This window comes from Pseudomonas sp. JS3066 (assembly GCF_036328175.1).
Taxonomy (GTDB): Bacteria; Pseudomonadota; Gammaproteobacteria; order Pseudomonadales; family Pseudomonadaceae; genus Metapseudomonas.
Window position 1 is genome coordinate 132,550 of sequence record NZ_CP143312.1, and the last position, 17,155, is coordinate 149,704.

Consider the following 17,155-nt stretch of genomic DNA (forward strand, 5'->3'; position numbering starts at 1 on the left):
ACGCCAAATGCTGCAACCAAAGCGTACGAAGTTCCGCAAGCAGATGACCGGCCACAATCGTGGTCTGGCTCAGCGCGGTAGCAAGGTCAGCTTCGGCGAGTTCGCGCTGAAGGCTACTGGCCGTGGTCGTCTCACTGCCCGTCAGATCGAGGCCGCACGTCGTGCCCTCACCCGTCACGTGAAGCGTGGCGGCAAGATCTGGATCCGCGTATTCCCGGACAAGCCCGTTACCAAGAAGCCCCTCGAAGTTCGTATGGGTAAAGGTAAGGGTGGCGTCGAGTACTGGGTAGCCCAGATTCAACCGGGCAAGGTCCTGTACGAGATCGAGGGTGTTTCCGAAGAGCTGGCGCGTGAGGCATTCGCCCTGGCCGCTGCAAAGCTGCCGCTCGCCACCTCCTTTGTTAAGCGGACGGTGATGTGATGAAAGCGAATGAACTTCGTGAAAAATCCGTACAGCAGCTGAACGAGCAACTGCTCGGCCTGCTGCGCGACCAGTTCAATCTGCGCATGCAGAAGGCAACTGGCCAGTTGGGGCAGTCTCACCTGCTCTCGCAAGTGAAGCGCGACATCGCTCGCGTGAAAACTGTGCTCAACCAGCAAGCAGGTAAGTAATCATGGCTGAAGCTCAGAAAACCGTCCGCACGCTGACCGGCCGCGTCGTCAGCGACAAGATGGACAAGACCATCACCGTTCTGATCGAGCGTCGCGTTAAGCACCCGATCTACGGTAAGTACGTGAAGCGCTCGACCAAGCTGCACGCCCACGACGAAACCAACCAGTGCCGTATCGGCGACAAGGTCACCATTCGTGAGACCCGTCCGCTGGCCAAGACCAAGTCCTGGGCCCTGGTGGAAGTCGTCGAACGTGCCGTGGAAGTCTAAGGACTAAGGGTCGGAGAAAGATATGATTCAGACTCAATCCATGCTCGACGTCGCTGATAACAGCGGTGCTCGTCGCGTTATGTGCATCAAGGTCCTTGGTGGTTCGCACCGTCGTTACGCCGGTATCGGCGACATCATCAAAGTGACCGTTAAAGAAGCGATCCCGCGCGGCAAGGTGAAGAAAGGCCAGGTAATGACCGCTGTTGTGGTTCGTACCAAGCATGGCGTTCGTCGCCCTGATGGCTCGATCATCCGCTTCGACGGCAACGCCGCCGTCCTGCTGAACAACAAGCAGGAGCCGATCGGCACCCGTATCTTCGGGCCCGTGACCCGTGAACTGCGTTCCGAGAAGTTCATGAAGATCGTCTCGCTCGCCCCCGAAGTGCTGTAAGGAGAAGCCGTCATGCAAAAGATTCGTCGTGACGACGAGATCATCGTCATCGCCGGCAAGGACAAGGGCAAGCGCGGTAAGGTGCTGAAGGTTCTCGCTGACAGTCGTGTGCTGGTCAGCGGTGTAAACCTGATCAAGCGCCACACCAAGCCGAACCCCATGGCCGGTGTCCAGGGCGGTATCGTCGAGCGAGAGGCGCCCATGCACCTCTCCAACGTAGCCATCTTCAATGCCGAGACCAACAAGGCTGATCGCGTTGGTTTCAAGGTTGAGGAAGGTAAGAAAATTCGTGTCTTCAAGTCGACCCAAAAGCCGGTTGATGCTTGAGCACTGCTAGGTAGAAAACCATGGCACGACTAAAAGAGATTTACCGGAAAGAAATCGCGCCGAAGCTGAAGGAAGAACTTCAGCTCGGCAACGTGATGGAAACTCCGCGCATCACCAAGATCACTCTGAACATGGGTCTGGGCGAAGCTATCGGCGACAAGAAAGTCATCGAAAGCGCTGTTGCTGACCTGGAAAAGATCACCGGCCAGAAAGCCGTCGTGACCTACGCCCGCAAATCCATTGCAGGCTTCAAGGTTCGTGAAGGCTGGCCGATCGGCGTCAAGGTCACCCTGCGCCGCGATCGCATGTACGAGTTTCTGGATCGTCTGCTCTCCATCTCCCTGCCGCGCGTGCGTGACTTCCGCGGCCTGAATGCCAAGTCCTTCGACGGTCGTGGTAACTACAGCATGGGTGTCAAAGAGCAGATCATCTTCCCGGAAATCGATTACGACAAAATCGATGCGTTGCGTGGTCTGGACATCACCCTGACCACCACCGCCCGTACGGATGAAGAAGGTCGTGCTCTGCTGCGCGCCTTCAAATTCCCGTTCCGCAACTGATTGGAGTAGGAACATGGCCAAACAGAGCATGAAGAACCGCGAGCTGAAGCGTCAGCAGACGGTTGCTAAGTTCGCCAAGAAGCGTGCTGAGCTGAAAGCTATCATCGCCAACCCGAACTCCACTGCGGAAGCTCGTTGGGAAGCGCAGGTAGCTCTGCAGAAGCAGCCCCGTGACGCCAGCGCCTCCCGCCTGCGTAACCGCTGCCGCATCACCGGTCGTCCGCACGGCGTTTACCGCAAGTTCGGCCTTGGCCGTAACAAGCTGCGTGAAGCTGCCATGCGCGGTGATGTACCCGGCCTGGTGAAAGCCAGCTGGTAATGATCGTCGGTGGGGCCGGCTTTGGTCGGCCCAGCCCAGGTCATCAGAATCAAGCCCCTTTTGGGGCTTGATTCGTTTCTGGAGTATCTCTAGAATGTCCGGCTCGCCCGGGCCTGGCATTAGTCCGTCCAGTGCTCGCGTGTGACTCTAGCCGCAAGGCTATTTCTTTTTGTATCAGGAGCATCTAGCCCATGAGTATGCAGGACCCGTTAGCGGACATGCTAACTCGTATCCGTAATGCCCAGATGGCTGAAAAGTCTGTCGTAAGCATGCCGTCCTCCAAACTGAAGGTGGCGGTAGCCAGCGTTCTGAAGAACGAGGGTTACATCACGGGATACCAAGTCAGCAGCGACATTAAGCCTCTGCTGTCCATCGAGCTGAAGTATTTCGAAGGCCGTCCGGTCATCGAAGAGCTGAAGCGCGTAAGTCGTCCTGGCCTGCGCCAGTACAAGTCCGTCGATCAGCTGCCGAAAGTACGTGGCGGCCTGGGCGTATCGATCGTATCCACCAACAAGGGTGTGATGACTGATCGTGCTGCTCGCGCTGCTGGTGTTGGTGGCGAAGTGCTTTGCACTGTGTTCTAAGGGGGTTGAAGCATGTCTCGCGTTGCTAAGAACCCCGTCAAGCTGCCCGCTGGCGTTGAAGTCAAGATCGCCGGCCAGCAGCTTTCGGTGAAGGGTGCCAAGGGTGCTCTGGAACTGAAAGTGCACTCGTCTGTGGAAGTACTGCAGGAATCCGGTGAGCTGCGTTTTGCCGCTCGCAATGGCGACCAGCAGAACAAGGCCATGGCGGGCACCACCCGTGCGTTGGTGAACAACATGGTAATCGGCGTTAGCCAGGGCTTCGAGCGCAAGCTCCAGCTGGTGGGCGTTGGTTACAAGGCTCAGGCCAAAGGTCAGACTCTGTCCCTGGCTCTCGGCTTCTCGCATCCGGTGGATTACGAACTGCCGCAAGGCATTACCGCTGAAACCCCCAGCCAGACCGATATCCTGATCAAGGGCATCGACAAGCAGCTGGTCGGTCAAGTGGCCGCTGAGATTCGCGACTTCCGTCCGCCGGAGCCTTACAAAGGCAAGGGTGTACGTTACGCCGACGAAGTCGTCCGTCGTAAAGAAGCTAAGAAGAAGTAGGGCATAGCAAATGAGCGTAAAGAAAGAAACTCGTCTGCGTCGCGCTCGCAAGGCACGCCTGAAAATGCGCGAGCTGGAAGCCGTACGCCTCTGCGTGTACCGCTCCTCCCAGCACATCTACGCCCAGGTCATTTCGGCCGACGGCGCCAAGGTCCTGGCCAGCGCCTCGACCCTGGACAAAGAACTGCGTGACGGCGCCACCGGCAACGTCGACGCGGCCAAGAAGGTTGGTCAGCTGGTTGCCGAGCGCGCGAAAGCCGCTGGCGTCACTCAGGTGGCATTCGATCGTTCTGGCTTCAAGTACCACGGCCGCGTCAAGGCGCTGGCTGATGCTGCTCGTGAAGGCGGGCTGGAGTTCTAAGTTATGGCAAATAACGAGCAAAAGCGCGACGAAGGCTACATCGAGAAGCTGGTTCAGGTTAACCGCGTTGCCAAGACCGTAAAAGGTGGTCGTATCTTCACCTTCACTGCGCTGACCGTAGTTGGTGATGGTAAAGGTCGTGTTGGCTTCGGTCGCGGCAAGTCCCGCGAAGTGCCTGCTGCCATTCAGAAAGCGATGGAAGCTGCACGCCGCAACATGATCCAGGTAGATCTGGATGGCACCACCCTGCAGTACCCGATCAAGTCCGCCCATGGCGCCTCCAAGGTGTTCATGCAGCCGGCTTCCGAAGGTACCGGTATCATCGCCGGCGGCGCCATGCGTGCCGTTCTGGAGGTGGCCGGTGTGCAGAACGTTCTGGCCAAGTGCTACGGCTCCACCAATCCGGTGAACGTGGTTTACGCCACTTTCAAGGGTCTGAAGAACATGCAGTCCCCTGAGTCGGTTGCGGCCAAGCGTGGTAAGAGCGTCGAGGAGATTCTCTAATCATGGCAACTGTCAAAGTAACGCTGATCAAGAGCGTTAACGGCCGTCTGGCTAACCACAAGGCTTGCGTCAAAGGTCTCGGCCTGCGTCGCATTGGTCATTCCGTAGAGGTTCAGGACACTCCTGAGAACCGCGGCATGATCAACAAGGCTTACTACCTTCTGCGCGTCGAGGGTTAATCCATGAAACTGAACGATCTGCGTTCCGCGCCGGGTGCCCGTCGCGAAAAGCACCGTCCGGGCCGTGGCATCGGTAGCGGCCTGGGTAAGACCGGTGGCCGTGGCCACAAGGGTCAGACCTCTCGCTCCGGCGGCACCATTGCTCCGGGCTTCGAGGGCGGTCAGCAGCCGCTGCACCGTCGTCTGCCGAAGTTCGGCTTCGTTTCCCTGAAAGCCATGGATCGCGCTGAAGTGCGCACCTCCGAGCTGGCCAAGGTGGAAGGCGATGTCGTAACTCTGCAGTCGCTGAAGGATGCCAACGTGATTAACCAGAACGTACAGCGTGTGAAAGTCATGCTGTCCGGCGACGTTACTCGCGCGGTCACCCTGAAAGGTATCGCCGCCACCAAAGGTGCGCGTGCGGCTATCGAAGCAGCTGGCGGTAAGTTCGAGGACTAAATGGCTAAGCAAGGTGCTCTCTCCGCGCTCAGCAATGGCGGGTTGTCCGAGCTCTGGGCTCGACTGCGTTTCCTGTTCCTGGCGATCATCGTCTACCGGATCGGCGCGCACATCCCAGTGCCCGGTATCAACCCTGACCGGCTGGCCGAGCTGTTCCGGCAGAACGAGGGGACCATTCTTAGCCTGTTCAACATGTTCTCCGGCGGTGCGCTGGAGCGGATGAGCATTTTCGCGTTGGGGATCATGCCGTACATCTCGGCATCGATCATCATGCAGCTCATGACCGCGATCAGCCCGCAGCTGGAGCAGTTGAAGAAGGAAGGTGAGGCTGGCCGTCGCAAGATCAGCCAGTACACCCGCTACGGCACTGTAGCCCTGGCATTGGTTCAGGCCATCGGCATGTCCGTTGGTCTGGCCAGTCAGGGTGTCGCTTTCTCGTCTGATTTCGGCTTCTACTTCGTGGCTGTCACCACCTTCGTGGCTGGTGCAATGTTCATGATGTGGCTGGGCGAACAGATCACGGAGCGCGGTGTCGGCAACGGTATCTCGATGCTGATTTTTGCTGGCATCGTGGCCGGTCTGCCGAGAGCGATCGGGCAGTCTTTCGAGTCTGCACGTCAGGGCGATATCAACATCTTCGCTCTGGTCGCCATCGGTCTGCTGGCAGTAGCGATCATCGGTTTCGTGGTGTTCATTGAGCGTGGCCAGCGTCGTATCGCTGTGCATTACGCCAAGCGTCAGCAGGGCCGCAAGGTCTTCGCTGCGCAGACCAGCCACCTGCCGTTGAAGGTGAACATGGCGGGCGTTATTCCGGCTATCTTCGCCAGCAGCATCCTGCTGTTCCCGGCCTCTCTGGGTGCCTGGTTCGGTCAGTCCGAAAGCATGGGCTGGCTGCAGGATGTCTCGCAGTCTATCGCTCCTGGTCAGCCGTTGAACATTCTGCTGTTTAGTGCAGGGATCGTCTTCTTCTGCTTCTTCTACACAGCTTTGATGTTCAATCCGAAAGACGTGGCGGAGAACCTGAAGAAGTCCGGTGCCTTTATTCCGGGTATCCGTCCGGGTGAGCAGTCGGCGCGCTATATCGATGGCGTACTGACCCGCTTGACCATGTTCGGTGCTCTGTACATGACGGCTGTTTGTCTGCTGCCCCAGTTCCTGGTGGTTGCAGCGAATGTACCGTTCTACCTTGGCGGGACCTCGTTGCTGATCGTGGTAGTGGTTGTTATGGACTTTATGGCCCAAGTACAATCCCACCTCGTTTCGCACCAGTACGAATCCCTGATGAAGAAAGCCAACCTGAAGGGCTACGGCAGCGGCATGCTCCGCTGACCCAGTTCCGTAAGGTTCTAGGAGTTACTGATGAAAGTTCGTGCATCGGTGAAAAAGCTGTGCCGCAACTGCAAGATCGTTCGTCGCGACGGTGTCGTTCGCGTGATCTGCAGCGCGGAACCGCGTCACAAGCAGCGCCAAGGCTGAGTGTGATTCACGCGTTATGAACCCGGCAGCTAGTGCGCTGCCGGGTTGATTATTCGTTTCTACAGCGCTAATATCTCGCGCCCTTTTCTTGGCTTCCGGGGCGTAGGTAGCTGTCAACTGGAGTTTCACTGAATGGCCCGTATTGCAGGCGTCAACATTCCAGATAACAAGCACACTGTTATCTCGCTGACCTACATCTACGGTGTTGGTCGCACCACTGCGCAGAGCATCTGCGCTACCACCGGTGTTAATCCGGCGGCAAAGATCAAGGATCTCTCTGACGAGCAGATCGAACAGCTGCGTGGCGAAGTCGCGAAGCTCACCACTGAAGGTGACCTGCGTCGCGAAATCAACATGAACATCAAGCGTCTGATGGACCTGGGCTGCTACCGCGGTCTGCGTCATCGTCGCGGTCTGCCTGTTCATGGCCAGCGCACCAAGACCAACGCGCGTACCCGTAAGGGCCCGCGTAAGCCGATCCGCAAGTAATTGCGCCCGCGAATCGACAGGAATTAAGTCATGGCTAAGCCTGCTGCTCGTCCTCGTAAGAAAGTCAAAAAGACAGTTGTGGATGGCATCGCCCATATCCACGCTTCTTTCAACAACACCATCGTGACCATCACCGACCGTCAAGGTAACGCTCTTTCCTGGGCTACCTCCGGTGGTTCGGGTTTCCGCGGTTCCCGTAAGAGCACCCCGTTCGCTGCCCAGGTTGCAGCCGAGCGCGCTGGTCAAGCCGCTCTGGAATACGGCCTGAAGAACCTCGACGTGAACGTCAAGGGCCCGGGTCCGGGTCGCGAATCCGCTGTGCGTGCTCTGAACGCCTGCGGCTACAAGATCGCCAGCATCACCGACGTGACGCCTATCCCGCACAACGGGTGCCGTCCGCCGAAGAAGCGTCGCGTGTAATAGGAGACAGTGAGAAATGGCTCGTTACATTGGTCCCAAGTGCAAACTGTCCCGTCGTGAAGGTACCGACCTCTTCCTGAAGAGTGGTGCTCGCGCGCTCGAATCCAAGTGCAACATCGAATCCGCTCCTGGTCAGCACGGCGCCCGTCGCGGCCGCCTGTCCGACTACGGCACCCAGCTGCGTGAAAAGCAGAAAGTGCGCCGTATCTACGGTGTTCTGGAGCGTCAGTTCGGCAACTACTACAAAGAAGCTGCTGCTCGTAAGGGCGCTACCGGCGAAAACCTGCTGCAACTCCTTGAGTGCCGTCTGGACAACGTCGTGTACCGCATGGGCTTCGGCGCTACTCGCTCCGAGTCCCGTCAGCTGGTTTCCCACAAGGCCATCAGCGTCAACGGTCAGACTGTGAACGTTCCGTCCTACCAGATCAAAGCTGGTGACGTGGTTGCCGTTCGCGAGAAGTCGAAGAACCAACTGCGTATTGCCCAAGCCCTCGAACTGTGCGGTCAGCGTGGCCGTGTGGAGTGGGTTGAAGTTGACGCAGAGAAAAAGTCCGGCGTGTTCAAGAGTGTGCCGGCTCGCAGCGATCTGTCCGCCGACATCAACGAAAACCTGATTGTCGAGCTCTACTCCAAGTAAGGGCTAGAAAATAGGTGCATCCATGCAGAGTTCGGTAAATGAGTTCCTGACCCCCCGCCACATTGATGTGCAGGTGGTTAGTCCGACCCGCGCCAAGATCACGCTCGAGCCTCTCGAGCGTGGTTTCGGCCATACCCTGGGCAACGCGCTGCGTCGCATCCTGTTGTCCTCCATGCCTGGCTGTGCAGTAGTCGAGGCCGAGATCGATGGCGTACTCCACGAGTACAGCGCCATCGAGGGTGTTCAGGAAGATGTCATCGAGATCCTCCTGAACCTCAAAGGCCTGGCTATCAAGCTGCACGGCCGTGACGAAGTAACGCTGAACCTCTCGAAGAAAGGTTCGGGCGTGGTCACTGCTGCCGATATTCAGCTGGATCATGATGTCGAAATCGTCAACGGCGACCACGTGATCGCCAACCTGGCGGACAACGGCGTCCTGAACATGAAGCTCAAGGTGTCTCGCGGTCGTGGCTATGAGCCCGCCGATGCGCGCCAGAGCGACGAAGACGAGAGCCGCAGCATTGGTCGTCTGCAGCTCGACGCCTCGTTCAGTCCCGTCCGTCGTGTTGCCTACGTGGTTGAAAACGCCCGTGTGGAGCAGCGCACCAACCTGGACAAGCTGGTCATCGATCTGGAAACCAACGGCACCCTGGACCCTGAAGAGGCCATCCGTCGTGCCGCTACCATCCTGCAACACCAACTGGCTGCGTTCGTCGACCTGAAGGGCGACAGCGAGCCGGTAGTAGTTGAGCAGGAAGACGAGATCGACCCGATCCTCCTTCGTCCGGTTGATGACCTCGAGCTGACCGTACGTTCGGCCAACTGCCTCAAGGCGGAGAACATCTACTACATCGGTGACCTGATTCAGCGCACCGAAGTAGAGCTGTTGAAGACTCCGAACCTGGGCAAGAAGTCCCTGACCGAGATCAAGGACGTCCTGGCCTCCCGTGGTCTGTCCCTCGGCATGCGCCTCGACAACTGGCCGCCGGCAAGTCTCAAGAAGGACGACAAGGCGACTGCCTGATCGTCGTAATCACCGAACGTAGAAGTTTGGTAAGGAATTGAACCATGCGTCATCGTAAAAGTGGCCGTCACCTCAGCCGCACCAGCGCACACCGCAAGGCCATGTTCCAGAACATGGCGGTGTCGCTGTTCGAGCACGAACTGATCAAAACCACCCTGCCTAAAGCCAAGGAACTGCGCCGCGTTGCCGAGCCGCTGATCACCCTGGCCAAGGAAGACAGCGTTGCCAACCGTCGTCTGGCTTTCGACCGTACCCGTTCGAAGTCCGCTGTAGGCAAACTGTTCAACGATCTGGGCAAGCGCTACGCCAACCGTCAGGGCGGCTACCTGCGTATCCTGAAGTGCGGTTTCCGCGCTGGCGACAATGCTCCCATGGCTTACGTCGAGCTGGTTGACCGTCCGGTCGCTGGTGAAGTCGAAGCTGCTGCCGAGTAAGTCGGTCGTTGCATGAAAAACCGGGCCTAGTGCCCGGTTTTTTTATGTCTGAAATTTAACCTGCGTCTACCGATTCGGTTCTTTTAACAATTCGACTGCGGTGTGACGGGTAGATCGACACTCCTTTTTCGCCCAGCGAAGGAAATGAAACAGATCATGTGGGTGAGGCTTAAAGAGCCAGGAAACCAGCCTTGTGCGCTGTTCCACTTGTGCGAGTAGGGCAGATACACAGGGCATTTTCGACATCACCGGGGTTATGACGTGTGTTCCGCGGTTCATTGCTGACCTGCACTGGGCGCACTTCGATCAGTGCTTCCGCATTTCGGCAATGCCGTTCGCTCCGGGCTGGATTCGCGCAGGTACATTGCCCCCCACAAAAAAGGCCGGACATCGCTGCCCGGCCCTTTTCTTTACAGACCGTTGGATCAGGCGCGATCACGCTCCAGCAAGGGCTTGAGGAACCGCCCGGTGTGGGACTGCGCCATGTCTGCGACCTCTTCCGGGGTGCCGGTGGCGATGATCTGGCCACCCTTGGAGCCGCCTTCGGGTCCGAGGTCCACGAGCCAGTCAGCGGTCTTGATCACGTCGAGGTTGTGCTCGATCACTACCACCGTATTGCCGTGATCGCGCAGGCGATGCAGCACGTCAAGTAATTGCTGGATGTCGGCAAAGTGCAGGCCGGTGGTAGGTTCGTCGAGGATGTACAACGTCTTCCCTGTGTCGCGCTTGGAGAGCTCGCGAGACAGCTTCACCCGCTGCGCCTCCCCGCCGGAAAGTGTGGTCGCTGATTGACCCAGGCGGATGTACGACAGGCCGACGTCCATCAGGGTTTGTAGCTTGCGGGCAATGGCCGGTACCGCATCGAAGAACTCGCGGGCCTCTTCGATGGTCATCTCCAGCACTTCATGGATGCTCTTGCCCTTGTAGCGGATTTCCAGGGTCTCGCGGTTGTAGCGCTTGCCTTTGCACACATCGCAGGGCACGTAGATGTCCGGCAGGAAGTGCATTTCCACCTTGATCACGCCATCGCCCTGGCAGGCCTCGCAGCGGCCACCTTTGACGTTGAAGGAGAAACGCCCCGGGCCGTAGCCACGGGAGCGGGACTCCGGCACGCCGGAAAACAGTTCACGGATTGGCGTGAACAGGCCGGTGTAGGTCGCCGGGTTGGAACGGGGAGTACGACCGATTGGGCTCTGGTCGATGTCCACTACTTTGTCCAGGTGCTGGAGGCCATCGAAGCTCTCGTGGGCGGATGCCTCAAGGGAGGTGGCGCCGTTGAGTGCAGTGGCGGTGATCGGGAACAGCGTGTTGTTGATCAGGGTCGACTTGCCCGAGCCGGATACGCCGGTAACGCAGGTCAGCAAGCCCACTGGAATCTCCAGGTTCACCTGCTGCAGGTTGTTGCCGCTGGCACCCTTGAGCTTGAGGGACTTTTTCTTGTCGCGCGGGGTACGCTCGGCCGGCACTTGGATCTTCACGCGGCCGGACAGGTACTTGCCTGTAAGCGAGTTCGGATGAGCCATGACCTCGTCCGGTGTTCCTTCGGCGACGATCTGGCCGCCATGCACGCCGGCACCCGGGCCGATGTCCACGACATAGTCGGCGAGGCGGATAGCATCCTCATCGTGCTCGACCACTATTACCGTGTTGCCCAGGTTGCGCAGATGGGTGAGGGTCGCCAGCAGGCGTTCGTTGTCGCGCTGGTGCAGACCGATGGAGGGCTCGTCGAGGATGTACATCACCCCCACCAGGCCGGCGCCGATCTGGCTGGCCAGGCGAATGCGCTGCGCTTCGCCCCCGGACAGGGTATCGGCGCTACGGTCCAGGGTCAGGTAGTCGAGGCCGACGTTGACGAGGAACTGCAGGCGCTCGCGGATCTCCTTGAGGATCTTCTCGGCGATCTCGCCGCGCCTGCCGGTGAGGCTGAGCCCGCCGAAGTAGTCCGCTGCATCGCCCACCGGCAGGCCGGTTACCGCAGGCAGTGTCTTGTCACCGACCCATACATGGCGCGCTTCACGGCGCAGACGGGTACCTCGGCAGTCGGGGCAGGGCTGGGTGCTGAGGAACTTTGCCAGCTCTTCGCGCACGGTTGCCGATTCGGTCTCGCGGTAGCGGCGTTCAAGGTTGGGGATGATCCCCTCGAAGGGGTGCGAGCGCTTGACGATGTCGCCGCGATCGTTGAGGTAGCGGAAGTCCACATCCTCGCGGCCGCTGCCGAACAGGATCACCTTCTGGTGTTCGGCGGACAGCTCGTCGAAGGGTTTCTCCAGGCTGAAACCGTAGTGCGAGGCCAGCGAGCCAAGCATCTGGAAGTAGTAGACGTTACGCCTGTCCCATCCGCGAATCGCGCCTTCGGCGAGGGTCAGCTCGCCGTTGACCAGGCGCTTGGCGTCGAAGAACTGCTTGACCCCAAGGCCATCACAGGTGGGGCAGGCGCCGGCCGGGTTGTTGAAGGAAAACAGCTTGGGTTCCAGCTCGCTGATGGAGTGGCCGCAATGGGGGCAGGCGAAGCGGGCCGAGAAGATGATCTCGTCTCCTTCTTCGTCGTCCATTGGTGCCACCAGGGCGATGCCGTCGGCGAGGTTGATTGCGGTCTCGAACGATTCGGCGAGACGTTGCTGCAGATCGCCGCGGACCTTGAAACGGTCCACTACCACGTCGACAGAGTGCTTCTTCTGCTTGTCCAGCTTGGGCAGCTCGTCAAGCTCGTAGAGCTTGCCGTCCACGCGTGCACGGACGAAGCCCTGGGCGCGCAATTCCTCAAACACCGCCAGGTGCTCACCCTTGCGTTCGCGGATCACCGGCGCCAGCAGCATCAGCTTGCGGCCCTCGGGCAGGGCCAGCACCTGGTCGACCATCTGGCTGACAGTCTGGGCTTCCAGTGGCACATCGTGATCCGGACACCGCGGCATACCTACGCGGGCGTATAGCAGGCGCAGGTAGTCGTAGATCTCGGTGATGGTGCCGACAGTGGACCGCGGGTTGTGGGAGGTGGACTTCTGCTCGATGGAAATTGCCGGCGAAAGGCCTTCGATGGTGTCTACATCGGGCTTTTCCATCATCGACAGGAACTGCCGGGCGTATGCCGACAGAGACTCTACATAGCGGCGCTGGCCCTCTGCATAGAGTGTGTCGAAAGCCAGCGACGATTTGCCGGAGCCGGACAGGCCGGTAATCACGATCAGCTTGTCGCGGGGCAGGGTGAGGTCGACGTTCTTCAGGTTATGGGTACGTGCCCCACGGATCAGGATCTTGTCCACAACGGCCTCACTTGGCGGTCGGAAACCGCCGATTATACGGCCCGCCAAGGCGACGCGGCAAAGCGTCACGGCTGTCACGGAAACGGCCGGGACTGCTAGAATGCGCGGCATTTTTCGGGCTCCGGCAACAGCCGGGCACCCAGGAATGGGTGACCAGCCAGACAGGGGCGCATGACGCAGGCCCCGATCGTTCTCCCTTGAGGCACCTATGCACGATTCCCACTCTGAACGCATGAGCGGCAGCGAAACGCGCGCGGCCAGCAGCCTGGCCCTGGTGTTCGCTTTCCGTATGCTCGGCATGTTCATGGTATTGCCAGTGCTGGCCACCTACGGCCAGGACCTCGCCGGCGCCACCCCGGCCCTGATCGGCCTTGCAATTGGCGCCTATGGCCTGACCCAGGCCATTCTGCAGATACCCTTCGGCATCGTTTCCGACCGCATTGGCCGCCTGCCGGTGATCTACATCGGCCTGCTGATATTCGCCGCCGGCGCCGTTCTGGCGGCCAACGCCGACTCCATCTGGGGCGTGATTGCAGGGCGTGTTTTGCAGGGCGCCGGGGCCATTTCCGCGGCTGTCATGGCGTTGCTGTCCGACCTCACCCGCGAGCAGCACCGCACCAAGGCCATGGCCATGATCGGCATGAGCATCGGCGTGTCCTTCGCCGTGGCGATGGTGGTCGGCCCGCTGCTGACCCGTGCTTTTGGCCTCTCCGGGCTGTTCTGGGCAACCGCTATCATGGCACTGCTCGGAATCGTGATCATCGCCACCATGGTGCCGCGCGCGGCCCACCCGCTGCAGCATCGTGAGTCCGGTGTAGCGCGCCAGGCGCTGCTTCCGACCTTGAAACACCCAGACCTGCTTCGCCTGGACTTCGGCATTCTGGCCCTGCACGCCGTCCTCATGGCCAGCTTCGTCGCCCTGCCGCTGGCATTGGTGGAAAAGGCCGGACTGCCCAGGGAAGAACACTGGTGGGTCTACCTCACCGCGCTATTGGTGGGCTTCTTCGGCATGGTCCCCTTCATCATCTACGGCGAGAAAAAGCGTCAGATGAAACGTGTGCTGGTGGGGGCCGTTGCGGTGCTGTGTGTCTGCGAACTGTTCTTCTGGCAGTTCGGCGAGAGCCTTCGTGCGCTGGTATTTGGCACCATCGTATTCTTCACCGCCTTCAACTTGCTGGAAGCCTCGCTGCCCTCGCTAATCAGCAAGGTCGCCCCGGCCGGCGGCAAGGGCACGGCAATGGGCGTCTACTCCACCAGCCAGTTCCTCGGCGCAGCCGTAGGCGGCATCCTCGGTGGCTGGCTGTTCCAGCATGGCGGGCTGTCTACGGTATTCGTCGGCTGTGCGGTGGTCTGTGCGATTTGGTTGGCCATTGCTGTTACTATGCGTGAACCTCCGTACGTAACCAGCCTGCGCATGCCGCTCAGTGCAGCGGCTGTTGCCGATACCGGGCTGGTTGCGCGTTTGCTGGCTCTGCCCGGAGTGGCAGATGCCGTCGTGGTGGCCGATGAGGCGGCCATCTACATAAAAGTGGATACTGAAAAACTGGACCGCACGTCCCTGGAGCGCCTGATCGAGTCGGCCCCGGAACGTGCTGAAGCCTAGGAGAACGTCATGGCCCGTGGGGTTAACAAAGTCATTCTGGTTGGTAACGTCGGTGGTGATCCGGAGACCCGCTACCTGCCCAACGGCAACGCGGTGACCAACGTCACCCTGGCCACCAGCGAGTCCTGGAAGGACAAGCAAACCGGCCAGCAGCAGGAACGTACCGAGTGGCACCGCGTGGTGTTCTTCGGCCGTCTCGCCGAGATCGCTGGCGAGTACCTGCGCAAGGGTTCGCAAGTCTACGTCGAAGGTTCCCTGCGTACCCGCGAGTGGGAAAAAGACGGCGTGAAGCGTTACACCACCGAAATCGTGGTCGACATCAACGGCCAGATGCAGCTGCTCGGCGGCCGTCCTGGCAGCGAAGGCGACGCACCGCGTGCTCCGCGCCCGCAGCGCGAGCCGCAGCAGTCTGCTCCGCAGCAGCGTCCGGCTCCGCAGCCAGCCGCCCAACCGGCTCCGGACTACGACAGCTTCGACGACGACATCCCGTTCTGAGTCGAATCGCGCAAGCGAACAAACAAAGGCGCAGCCCTCGGGCTGCGCCTTTGTCGTTTCTGGCGTCGATACGGGAAGGGCGGATGAGTGTCATCGTACAACTCGCTGGGATATGATGGTCGCTCAGTTTTCGCCGAGATCGTATTTCGATATGGACAACCCAAGCGCCCAGCAACGTCCTCGCCGCAAGCATCGCAGCCTGGCCCAGGAGTTGGTGAGCGAGCTCTCCCAGCAAATCCAGGATGGCGTGATCAAACGGGGTGAAAAGCTGCCCACCGAGTCGGCCATCATGGAGGCACAGGGCGTTAGTCGTACCGTGGTTCGCGAGGCCATCTCGCGCCTGCAGGCCGCCGGGCTGGTAGAAACCCGTCACGGCATCGGTACCTTCGTGCTGGATACCCCGAGCCCCAGCGGCTTCCGCATTGATCCGGCGACCATCGTCACTCTGCGCGACGTCATGGCCATACTCGAACTGCGTATCAGCCTTGAGGTGGAGTCCGCCGGCCTTGCCGCGCAGCGTCGTAGTCCGGAGCAACTGGTGGCCATGCGCGAGGCGCTGGACAGCTTCCTCAAAGCTGCCCACGGCACCGACGCGGTGGCCTCCGACTTCCAGTTCCACCTGCAGATCGCCCAGGCTACGGGCAACCGATACTTCACCGACATCATGACCCACCTGGGGACAAGCATCATTCCTCGGACGCGCCTCAACTCCGCACGCATCGCGCATGACGATCGCGAGCACTACCTTGCGCGCCTGAGCCGCGAGCACGAAGACATCTACGAGGCAATTGCCCGCCAGGACAGCGATGCCGCTCGCGCGGCCATGCGCCTGCACCTGACCAACAGCCGTGAGCGGCTGCGTCAGGCCCACGAAGAAGCCGAGAAGGGGAGGGAGGCCTGAGGGGCTAGCCGCATGGAAACAGGGCCGCTATGTGCGGCCCTTTTTGTTTCCGGCGTGAGGGGGTGAAAAATTCTCTCTTTGGGAGTTGTCCTACAAGATCTGCTGTTGTATGTTGTCGTACAACATGATTGCCTGGCGGCCAACAAGGTCGACCTGACCTGGTCGCAAACAAGGTCGATCGATAGCTGCTCGTGCCATTTCCGGTCTATCCAGGGTCAAGCTGTATTGTGCTGTCTAAAGCCTTAAATGGATTTTTTGCGGGCAGGGTAGGCCGGTGCCGGGAAAACGGGCGATGAACGCACGGAAGGATGAACGGCAATTGATAGCAATTTTAGTTGTACGATAACGTATCTCATAAGCCGAATCACCGGCTTAACTCAAACCGCTTCGCAGGGTGCTCGAATAATGAATCCACAAGAACTCAAGTCCATCCTCTCCTCCGGGCTGCTGTCCTTCCCCGTCACCGACTTCGATGCCGCCGGTAACTTCAACGCTGCAAGCTATGTCCGTCGCCTGGAATGGCTGGCTCCCTACGGCGCCTCGGCGCTCTTCGCCGCGGGCGGTACTGGTGAATTCTTCTCCCTGGCGCCGGACGAGTACTCCGCTGTCATCAAGACTGCCGTCGATACCTGCGCCGGCAGCGTGCCGATTCTCGCAGGTGTTGGCGGCCCGACTCGCCTGGCTATCCAGTACGCCCAGGAGGCCGAGCGTCTTGGCGCCAAGGGTCTGCTGCTTCTGCCTCACTACCTGACCGAAGCAAGCCAGGAAGGCGTGGCCGCCCATGTCGAGCAGGTCTGCAAATCGGTGAACATCGGCGTGGTGGTCTACAACCGCAATGTCTGCCGCCTGACCCCGGCGCTGCTGGAGCGGCTGGCCGAGCGCTGCCCGAATCTGATCGGCTACAAGGACGGCCTGGGCGATATCGAGCTGATGGTCGCCATTCGCCGCCGTCTCGGGGATCGCTTCAGCTACCTGGGAGGCCTGCCTACCGCCGAGGTCTACGCCGCCGCCTACAAGGCGCTGGGCGTGCCGGTCTACTCCTCCGCCGTGTTCAACTTCATCCCGAAGACCGCAATGGACTTCTATAACGCCATCGCTCGCGACGACCACGAAACCGTGGGCAAGCTGATCGACGACTTCTTCCTGCCCTACCTGGAAATCCGCAATCGCCGCGCTGGCTATGCCGTCAGCATCGTCAAGGCTGGCGCGCGTATCGCTGGCTATGACGCAGGCCCGGTCCGCGCTCCGCTGACCGACCTGTTGCCCGACGAGTACGAGCGCCTTGCCGCGCTGATCGACGCCCAGGGCGCGCAGTGACCTGTAACC

The 17,155-nt window shown here is 60.0% G+C and carries 25 protein-coding genes; 24 read left to right on the forward strand and 1 reads right to left on the reverse strand.

The window, feature by feature from the left end:
- Window positions 1-7: 7 nt before the first annotated feature.
- The 20 genes from rplP (at window position 8) to rplQ (ending at window position 9,570) form a co-directional block, all read left to right on the forward strand.
- Complete coding sequence (gene rplP, locus SA496_RS00615; protein ID WP_016490537.1) at window positions 8-421, forward strand: 50S ribosomal protein L16; 414 nt, start codon at window positions 8-10, stop codon at window positions 419-421.
- The gene (gene rpmC / locus SA496_RS00620; protein WP_016490538.1) at window positions 421-612 is read left to right on the forward strand and encodes a 50S ribosomal protein L29; all 192 of its coding nucleotides are present in this window, start codon (window positions 421-423) and stop codon (window positions 610-612) included. Before rplP ends, rpmC begins: the two co-directional genes overlap by 1 nt.
- Before the next feature lie 2 nt (window positions 613-614).
- Complete coding sequence (gene rpsQ, locus SA496_RS00625; RefSeq protein ID WP_021219597.1) at window positions 615-881, forward strand: 30S ribosomal protein S17; 267 nt, start codon at window positions 615-617, stop codon at window positions 879-881.
- A gap of 22 nt (window positions 882-903) precedes the next feature.
- Complete coding sequence (gene rplN, locus SA496_RS00630; RefSeq protein ID WP_003448734.1) at window positions 904-1,272, forward strand: 50S ribosomal protein L14; 369 nt, start codon at window positions 904-906, stop codon at window positions 1,270-1,272.
- A gap of 12 nt (window positions 1,273-1,284) precedes the next feature.
- Window positions 1,285-1,599 carry a 50S ribosomal protein L24 gene (gene rplX, locus SA496_RS00635; RefSeq protein ID WP_077525964.1) on the forward strand — a complete coding sequence of 105 codons (315 nt, stop codon included), beginning with the start codon at window positions 1,285-1,287 and terminating at the stop codon, window positions 1,597-1,599.
- Window positions 1,600-1,619: 20 nt separating this feature from the next.
- Window positions 1,620-2,159: a 50S ribosomal protein L5 gene (gene rplE / locus SA496_RS00640; protein WP_077525965.1), complete on the forward strand. Its 540-nt coding sequence runs from the start codon at window positions 1,620-1,622 to the stop codon at window positions 2,157-2,159.
- A 13-nt stretch (window positions 2,160-2,172) separates the two neighbouring features.
- Window positions 2,173-2,478 (forward strand): 30S ribosomal protein S14, encoded by a 306-nt coding sequence (gene rpsN, locus SA496_RS00645; protein ID WP_077525966.1) that lies wholly within the window; start codon window positions 2,173-2,175, stop codon window positions 2,476-2,478.
- 191 nt (window positions 2,479-2,669) lie between these two features.
- The gene (gene rpsH / locus SA496_RS00650; RefSeq protein ID WP_016490543.1) at window positions 2,670-3,062 is read left to right on the forward strand and encodes a 30S ribosomal protein S8; all 393 of its coding nucleotides are present in this window, start codon (window positions 2,670-2,672) and stop codon (window positions 3,060-3,062) included.
- 12 nt (window positions 3,063-3,074) lie between these two features.
- Window positions 3,075-3,608, forward strand: coding sequence for a 50S ribosomal protein L6 (gene rplF / locus SA496_RS00655; RefSeq protein WP_077525967.1), 534 nt, complete (start codon window positions 3,075-3,077; stop codon window positions 3,606-3,608).
- Between the two features lie 10 nt (window positions 3,609-3,618).
- The gene (gene rplR / locus SA496_RS00660; RefSeq protein WP_044872684.1) at window positions 3,619-3,969 is read left to right on the forward strand and encodes a 50S ribosomal protein L18; all 351 of its coding nucleotides are present in this window, start codon (window positions 3,619-3,621) and stop codon (window positions 3,967-3,969) included.
- A gap of 3 nt (window positions 3,970-3,972) precedes the next feature.
- Window positions 3,973-4,473: a 30S ribosomal protein S5 gene (gene rpsE, locus SA496_RS00665; protein WP_003448746.1), complete on the forward strand. Its 501-nt coding sequence runs from the start codon at window positions 3,973-3,975 to the stop codon at window positions 4,471-4,473.
- A gap of 2 nt (window positions 4,474-4,475) precedes the next feature.
- Window positions 4,476-4,652, forward strand: coding sequence for a 50S ribosomal protein L30 (gene rpmD, locus SA496_RS00670; protein WP_120653277.1), 177 nt, complete (start codon window positions 4,476-4,478; stop codon window positions 4,650-4,652).
- 3 nt (window positions 4,653-4,655) lie between these two features.
- A complete protein-coding gene (rplO, locus tag SA496_RS00675; protein WP_120653276.1) occupies window positions 4,656-5,090 on the forward strand; it encodes a 50S ribosomal protein L15 in 435 nt (144 codons plus the stop codon).
- Window positions 5,091-6,419 (forward strand): preprotein translocase subunit SecY, encoded by a 1,329-nt coding sequence (secY, locus tag SA496_RS00680; RefSeq protein ID WP_120653275.1) that lies wholly within the window; start codon window positions 5,091-5,093, stop codon window positions 6,417-6,419.
- Between the two features lie 30 nt (window positions 6,420-6,449).
- The gene (gene rpmJ, locus SA496_RS00685; RefSeq protein WP_037025762.1) at window positions 6,450-6,566 is read left to right on the forward strand and encodes a 50S ribosomal protein L36; all 117 of its coding nucleotides are present in this window, start codon (window positions 6,450-6,452) and stop codon (window positions 6,564-6,566) included.
- Between the two features lie 132 nt (window positions 6,567-6,698).
- Window positions 6,699-7,055 carry a 30S ribosomal protein S13 gene (gene rpsM, locus SA496_RS00690; RefSeq protein WP_077525972.1) on the forward strand — a complete coding sequence of 119 codons (357 nt, stop codon included), beginning with the start codon at window positions 6,699-6,701 and terminating at the stop codon, window positions 7,053-7,055.
- A 30-nt stretch (window positions 7,056-7,085) separates the two neighbouring features.
- Entirely contained in the window at window positions 7,086-7,475 is a 390-nt protein-coding gene (gene rpsK, locus SA496_RS00695; protein WP_003093689.1) for a 30S ribosomal protein S11, read from the forward strand.
- Window positions 7,476-7,491: 16 nt separating this feature from the next.
- The gene (rpsD, locus tag SA496_RS00700) at window positions 7,492-8,112 is read left to right on the forward strand and encodes a 30S ribosomal protein S4 (protein ID WP_069081980.1); all 621 of its coding nucleotides are present in this window, start codon (window positions 7,492-7,494) and stop codon (window positions 8,110-8,112) included.
- Window positions 8,113-8,134: 22 nt separating this feature from the next.
- Window positions 8,135-9,136 (forward strand): DNA-directed RNA polymerase subunit alpha, encoded by a 1,002-nt coding sequence (locus SA496_RS00705; protein ID WP_028629274.1) that lies wholly within the window; start codon window positions 8,135-8,137, stop codon window positions 9,134-9,136.
- A gap of 44 nt (window positions 9,137-9,180) precedes the next feature.
- On the forward strand, window positions 9,181-9,570 hold the full coding sequence (gene rplQ / locus SA496_RS00710; RefSeq protein WP_077525974.1) for a 50S ribosomal protein L17: 390 nt from the start codon (window positions 9,181-9,183) through the stop codon (window positions 9,568-9,570).
- Between the two features lie 425 nt (window positions 9,571-9,995).
- On the opposite strand, the gene uvrA is transcribed toward rplQ, so the two are convergent.
- Entirely contained in the window at window positions 9,996-12,830 is a 2,835-nt protein-coding gene (uvrA, locus tag SA496_RS00715) for an excinuclease ABC subunit UvrA (RefSeq protein ID WP_120653274.1), read from the reverse strand.
- Between the two features lie 208 nt (window positions 12,831-13,038).
- Here uvrA and SA496_RS00720 point away from each other — a divergent pair, with 208 nt between their 5' ends.
- The 4 genes from SA496_RS00720 (at window position 13,039) to kdgD (ending at window position 17,146) form a co-directional block, all read left to right on the forward strand.
- Window positions 13,039-14,433, forward strand: a complete 1,395-nt coding sequence (locus SA496_RS00720; protein WP_120653273.1) for an MFS transporter — start codon at window positions 13,039-13,041, stop codon at window positions 14,431-14,433.
- 9 nt (window positions 14,434-14,442) lie between these two features.
- Window positions 14,443-14,928, forward strand: a complete 486-nt coding sequence (locus SA496_RS00725; protein ID WP_044872677.1) for a single-stranded DNA-binding protein — start codon at window positions 14,443-14,445, stop codon at window positions 14,926-14,928.
- A gap of 151 nt (window positions 14,929-15,079) precedes the next feature.
- Complete coding sequence (locus SA496_RS00730) at window positions 15,080-15,829, forward strand: FadR/GntR family transcriptional regulator (RefSeq protein ID WP_120653272.1); 750 nt, start codon at window positions 15,080-15,082, stop codon at window positions 15,827-15,829.
- A 405-nt stretch (window positions 15,830-16,234) separates the two neighbouring features.
- Window positions 16,235-17,146: a 5-dehydro-4-deoxyglucarate dehydratase gene (gene kdgD, locus SA496_RS00735; protein WP_330114864.1), complete on the forward strand. Its 912-nt coding sequence runs from the start codon at window positions 16,235-16,237 to the stop codon at window positions 17,144-17,146.
- Window positions 17,147-17,155: the final 9 nt, after the last annotated feature.

Excerpts from the sequence above, each read along its gene's own strand:
- SA496_RS00720 (WP_120653273.1), top strand. The coding sequence starts at position 13,039 with ATGCACGATTCCCACTCTGAACGCATGAGCGGCAGCGAAACGCGCGCG.
- rplP (WP_016490537.1), top strand. The coding sequence starts at position 8 with ATGCTGCAACCAAAGCGTACGAAGTTCCGCAAGCAGATGACCGGCCAC.
- SA496_RS00705 (WP_028629274.1), top strand. The coding sequence starts at position 8,135 with ATGCAGAGTTCGGTAAATGAGTTCCTGACCCCCCGCCACATTGATGTG.
- rplX (WP_077525964.1), top strand. The coding sequence starts at position 1,285 with ATGCAAAAGATTCGTCGTGACGACGAGATCATCGTCATCGCCGGCAAG.
- rpmC (WP_016490538.1), top strand. The coding sequence starts at position 421 with ATGAAAGCGAATGAACTTCGTGAAAAATCCGTACAGCAGCTGAACGAG.
- rpmD (WP_120653277.1), top strand. The coding sequence starts at position 4,476 with ATGGCAACTGTCAAAGTAACGCTGATCAAGAGCGTTAACGGCCGTCTG.
- rplE (WP_077525965.1), top strand. The coding sequence starts at position 1,620 with ATGGCACGACTAAAAGAGATTTACCGGAAAGAAATCGCGCCGAAGCTG.
- rplQ (WP_077525974.1), top strand. The coding sequence starts at position 9,181 with ATGCGTCATCGTAAAAGTGGCCGTCACCTCAGCCGCACCAGCGCACAC.
- SA496_RS00730 (WP_120653272.1), top strand. The coding sequence starts at position 15,080 with ATGGACAACCCAAGCGCCCAGCAACGTCCTCGCCGCAAGCATCGCAGC.
- rplR (WP_044872684.1), top strand. The coding sequence starts at position 3,619 with ATGAGCGTAAAGAAAGAAACTCGTCTGCGTCGCGCTCGCAAGGCACGC.
- secY (WP_120653275.1), top strand. The coding sequence starts at position 5,091 with ATGGCTAAGCAAGGTGCTCTCTCCGCGCTCAGCAATGGCGGGTTGTCC.
- rpsE (WP_003448746.1), top strand. The coding sequence starts at position 3,973 with ATGGCAAATAACGAGCAAAAGCGCGACGAAGGCTACATCGAGAAGCTG.
- rpmJ (WP_037025762.1), top strand. The coding sequence starts at position 6,450 with ATGAAAGTTCGTGCATCGGTGAAAAAGCTGTGCCGCAACTGCAAGATC.
- rplO (WP_120653276.1), top strand. The coding sequence starts at position 4,656 with ATGAAACTGAACGATCTGCGTTCCGCGCCGGGTGCCCGTCGCGAAAAG.
- kdgD (WP_330114864.1), top strand. The coding sequence starts at position 16,235 with ATGAATCCACAAGAACTCAAGTCCATCCTCTCCTCCGGGCTGCTGTCC.
- rpsK (WP_003093689.1), top strand. The coding sequence starts at position 7,086 with ATGGCTAAGCCTGCTGCTCGTCCTCGTAAGAAAGTCAAAAAGACAGTT.
- rpsH (WP_016490543.1), top strand. The coding sequence starts at position 2,670 with ATGAGTATGCAGGACCCGTTAGCGGACATGCTAACTCGTATCCGTAAT.
- rpsQ (WP_021219597.1), top strand. The coding sequence starts at position 615 with ATGGCTGAAGCTCAGAAAACCGTCCGCACGCTGACCGGCCGCGTCGTC.
- rpsM (WP_077525972.1), top strand. The coding sequence starts at position 6,699 with ATGGCCCGTATTGCAGGCGTCAACATTCCAGATAACAAGCACACTGTT.
- rplF (WP_077525967.1), top strand. The coding sequence starts at position 3,075 with ATGTCTCGCGTTGCTAAGAACCCCGTCAAGCTGCCCGCTGGCGTTGAA.
- rpsD (WP_069081980.1), top strand. The coding sequence starts at position 7,492 with ATGGCTCGTTACATTGGTCCCAAGTGCAAACTGTCCCGTCGTGAAGGT.
- rpsN (WP_077525966.1), top strand. The coding sequence starts at position 2,173 with ATGGCCAAACAGAGCATGAAGAACCGCGAGCTGAAGCGTCAGCAGACG.
- rplN (WP_003448734.1), top strand. The coding sequence starts at position 904 with ATGATTCAGACTCAATCCATGCTCGACGTCGCTGATAACAGCGGTGCT.
- SA496_RS00725 (WP_044872677.1), top strand. The coding sequence starts at position 14,443 with ATGGCCCGTGGGGTTAACAAAGTCATTCTGGTTGGTAACGTCGGTGGT.